This window comes from Tissierellales bacterium (assembly GCA_035301805.1).
Taxonomy (GTDB): domain Bacteria; phylum Bacillota; class Clostridia; order Tissierellales; family DATGTQ01; genus DATGTQ01.
Genome location: DATGTQ010000155.1, coordinates 1 through 4,627 on the forward strand (window position 1 = coordinate 1; position 4,627 = coordinate 4,627).

Here is a 4,627-nt window from a genome sequence, read left to right on the forward strand (position 1 = left end):
ACAAGAAGGAATAAAAGAATCAGTAGTTATAGCAAAGGAAATTGGAGAAGATGATAAAGCTCTCTTTGCCTATATAGTAATAGAAGAAGGGCAGGAGCTAGATATATTTAAGTTAAAAGAAAAGCTAAAACAAGAACTACCAGAGTACATGGTTCCACCTTATATTATGGATATAGATGAAATACCTTTAACTGAAAATGGGAAAATTGATAAAAAAGCTTTACCTGAAATTGAACACATAAGGGAAGATGAATATATACCACCAAGGAACTCTATAGAAGAAAGATTATGTAATATTTTTTCTAAAGTACTTAGTGTTGAAAAAGTGAGTATTAAAGATAATTTCTTTGAACTAGGTGGAGATTCTATTAAAGCCATAAGGTTTACAACGCTTTGCAAAAATCAAGGTTATAATATATCAATTAAAGATTTAATGAAAAAAGGCACTGTTATAGAACTAGCACAGTTTTTAATAGATGAAAAGCACAAGGAAAAGGCTAATAAAGAATATGAGAAAATAGATAAAGTTCCAATGAATCCTCTTCTAAGGGAATTTATCTCTAATAATTTAAAAGATACAAAAAACTTATGCCATATACTACTTTTAGAATATAAAGAAATTAATGAATCCATTGTTGATGCTTTAAATAGTGTCATCAGAGTTCATCCTATGTTAAGAGTAAAGTATGAAAATAGAGAACTAAAAATTATAAATAAATCTAATTATAATCTTCCTATATATGATTTACGTAGGTATGAGGAAGATGACAGGCTTAAGGAACAAATAATAAATCTTTGCAAGAGAATACAAACATCTATTATGAATATGCAAGGCTCATTATTTAAAGTAGGTCTTATAAGGACTAAAACCAAGGATTATTTTTTCCTTTGTGGTCATAAATTAATTCTTGATTCTTGGTCATTGAAAATTGTAGCACAGGAAATTGAGAAAAACTATCAACTTTTATGTAAAGGCAAAAAGAATTTAAATATGAAAGAAAATATTTCCTATTTAAACTATATTAAAACTTTAGAAAGAACCAAGAATGATAAAAATATGTTGTCTCAGTTAGATTATTGGTCTCAAATTTCTAAAAGAGCAGCAGGTAGTAAGTTAGAGCCAGATAAAGATGATGAAGACAGTATTTTTTATGGAATGGAGTTTTCTATTACTGAAAAAGAAACTAAAATATTACTTAATTTATCTGAAAGCATATTAGGTATGGATATTAATAAAGTTTTATTGGGAGCTTTTGCTATTGCAACTAAAAAGCTTACAAGACAAAGAAGTGTATCTGTTACCTATGTAGATAAGGGGAGAGATAGGAGTGAAACTTTAGAAGACTTAAATGGAATTGGAACTTATGAATTTGAATATCCAATGGTTCTACCAACTTATGGAGAAAATCAAGTTGAAATATTATGTGATATTAAACGGGATTTAGATTATATTCCTAACAATGGTATTAGCTATGGATGGTTATCTTTGGATCATAGTCATTTAAAGGAAAAATTACAGCCTACTGTTCTGTTTCATGGTTTTGATAAAACTGAATTAGAACAGAAAAATATAAAACTTAATTATTCTCAGGATATTAAAAATGAAGAAATATTAGAAAATAATCATATTTACGAAAAAATAGCATTCTATAGTTTTTATAAAAATAATAAGCTTAATTTCTACATAGAATTTGATGAATCAAAGTTTTCTAAGAACATGATGAATAAATTAGCTAAATATTATTTAGAAGCCTTAGTGAGAGTTTCCAAAGAATGTTTAAAGTATGAAAAGAAAAATATATTGCTTTTAGATACAGGGACGGAAAATATTAAAGATATTCATAAAGTATTTCTTGAAGAAATAAAGCACTATGGTGAAAGGATAGTGGAAGAAGAATCTATACACAAATATAAACCAACTTTTTCCCAGCAAGTATTTTTAGATGATACTATTGGAGGAGGTTCTAGTGGACGTTTTGAAATAGAGGGACAATATACTATTGAGGAAGTTAGAAAGGCAATTTTAAGAATTATATCTGAACAATCTGTATTAAGAACCCAATATTTAAAAGATGAAAACATATTAATTGAATATGAGCCATCAATGGAACACAAGATTCCAATAATAGATATTAGTGACAATAGTAATAATAAAAATGAAAGAGAGAACCAGGTATATTCTATGGTTGAAAAGATTGGATTAGATACAAATAAGCTATTAGAAGGACCTTTACTTAATAAAATTTGCATAATAAAAGTATCTAAAAATAAGTATGTGGTTTATATATTTATTCACCATGCTATTTGGGATATGACTTCTTCATCCATTTTTGAGCGAAGGTTAAATCAATTACTAAAAGAACCTAAATTATATGAGAAAGAAGAAGAGGCACATGAGTATTCCCAGGTTATAAGAAATGCCACTACAGGAGATGAATTTAAAAATACAAGTTTTAATAAATTTGTTGAAGCTGCCAATAATATGGAATTGTTTTATAAAAACAGAAGTAAGATGACTGTATTTAAAAAGAAATATAATGAAGGTATTGTAAATAGTGAAGTAATGACTAGCCAACTTTCGACTATGCTTAAATTACTTGAATCTATAATTACCCAAGAACCTGCCATGAAATCAGTAAATAAGATACCAGTAATTATATTACATCATGGTAGGGATTCTAATAATAGAAGAACTTTAGGACTTTTCCAAGAACCTAAACTTTTTGTAATGGATACTAAGGATACAGATAGGCATGTAAGAATTAATGAACTTCTTGCTAATTCACCGGAAGATTGTCTAGGTGTAAAGGATTTAAGTAAGGAGCAACAAAAATTATTGAGTACTATTGGTAGGAAGATACCCAGTATAAATGCTGTAACCAATTATGGTGACGATTCAGGTATTACAGCTGAAAGAACTTTAGATTCAAATATAAGAAAAGTAATGGGGTCAATTATAGGTTCTAAAGTGCCAGCAAGTGTAAGATGTCAGTTTGCAGATGAGGGTGTAATAATAACAGCAACAGGATTTATGAATAGAGAAAAAGAAATCTTAGATGCTATAGATGAAATGGTAATATATGGGGATATTGGTAGCCTAAGACCTAAGGAAAGTATAAGTAGTTAAGTAGAAATTTAAACCTAGAAAGTGAGGTAAAAGATGTATAAGTTAACAGAAAAACAAAAGCAAATTATAGATATTGAAAAGATATTTGAGAACACTAGCATTAATACTTTGGGGATTATTGCAGATTTTAAGATCCAATATTCTTATAGTGAGATAAATGAAATGTTAAATAATGTAGTAAGGGATATAGATGCATTTCAAGTAAGGTATTTTGAAAAAGACAATACTTTATATCAAAAGTTTGAAAGTTTTAAATATGAAGACTTTCCCCAACTAGATTTTTCATCTAAAGAACAAGAGTATGAAGAATTTAAAAATAAACATATGAGTAAATGTTATTTTAAAAAGGATGAAAAACTTTATGATATCTATGTAATTAGGAAACCAAGTAGCAAAATGGCTTTTGGGCTTTTTATGCATCATTCCATATCAGATGCCTGGTCATTAGCAGAGATATTTTCCAGGAAATTATGTCAATATATTTTAGGAAGGGAAACTCATAAGGATTCTAATGAATCCTTTGAGGACTACCTTAAAAACATTTTCGAGGAAAAGAAGAATCCAGTTAGAATGGAAAGAAATGAAAGGTATTGGCATAAGGCTTTAGAAAATTATAGTGGTATTAATCAATATCCTAAGATTTCCTCTACTGAAGAATTAGTCAGTGAAAGAAATTCTTTTACTTTGAATATGGAAGAAAGTGAATTAATAATAAAAGGGGCCAAGAACTGTGGAGTTACATTACCAGTATTATTTCTAAGTTCTTTAACTTTGCTTAAAACTTATGAAGAACACTCAGATTCAATATCCATGGGGGTTGCTTTTTTAGGTAGAAAAAGAAGGGAAAGAAAAATATTTGGAGAATTCGTTCATTTATTGCCTTTATTAGTTAATGTAAATAAGGATATGAATGCTAAAGAGTTCCTTTCCTATATTAAAGGTCAGCAGATGAGCCTCTTTAAACATTCGGATTATTCCTATAATGATATTCTTAATTATGCTAATATGGAATTAAAGAAAGATATAGATTTACTAGAAATAGGATATTCATTCCAAAATGCTAGCTATGATACTGAAATTTCATCTGTTTTTGGAGATCTAGAATGGCTAAATAGCAATAATCAAAACATTCCATTGACTGTACACGTAAGTGATAGATCAAGGGACAAAACATTAGATTTTGATTACGATTATAGAATTTCTTTATTTAATGAAGATGATATTGAAAGAATGCACCATAGACTAGTGTATATAGCAAAGGAATTAATTACCGCTTATAATAACCCAGATTTAGCTATATCTGATATAGATATACTACCTTCTGGGGAAAGATATAAAATTACTAAAGTCTTTAATAATCCTGAAATAAATTATAATAATGACCTTAATGTTAAAGAAATATTTGAAGAAATAGTTAATAAATATCCTAATAAAACAGCCTTAGTATATGAAGATGAAGCTGTAAGTTATGAAGAGTTAAATAAAAAATCTAATCAATTA

General features: G+C 28.1%; 2 protein-coding genes. Both read left to right on the forward strand.

All coding sequences use genetic code 11. From position 1 onward, the window contains the following. A partial coding sequence (locus tag VK071_07955) for a condensation domain-containing protein (GenBank protein ID HLR35241.1) occupies positions 1-3,127 on the forward strand: 3,127 nt, incomplete at its 5' end. A gap of 33 nt (positions 3,128-3,160) precedes the next feature. Beyond that, positions 3,161-4,627, forward strand: a 1,467-nt coding sequence (locus VK071_07960) for a condensation domain-containing protein (GenBank protein ID HLR35242.1), incomplete at its 3' end; no start/stop codon positions are given.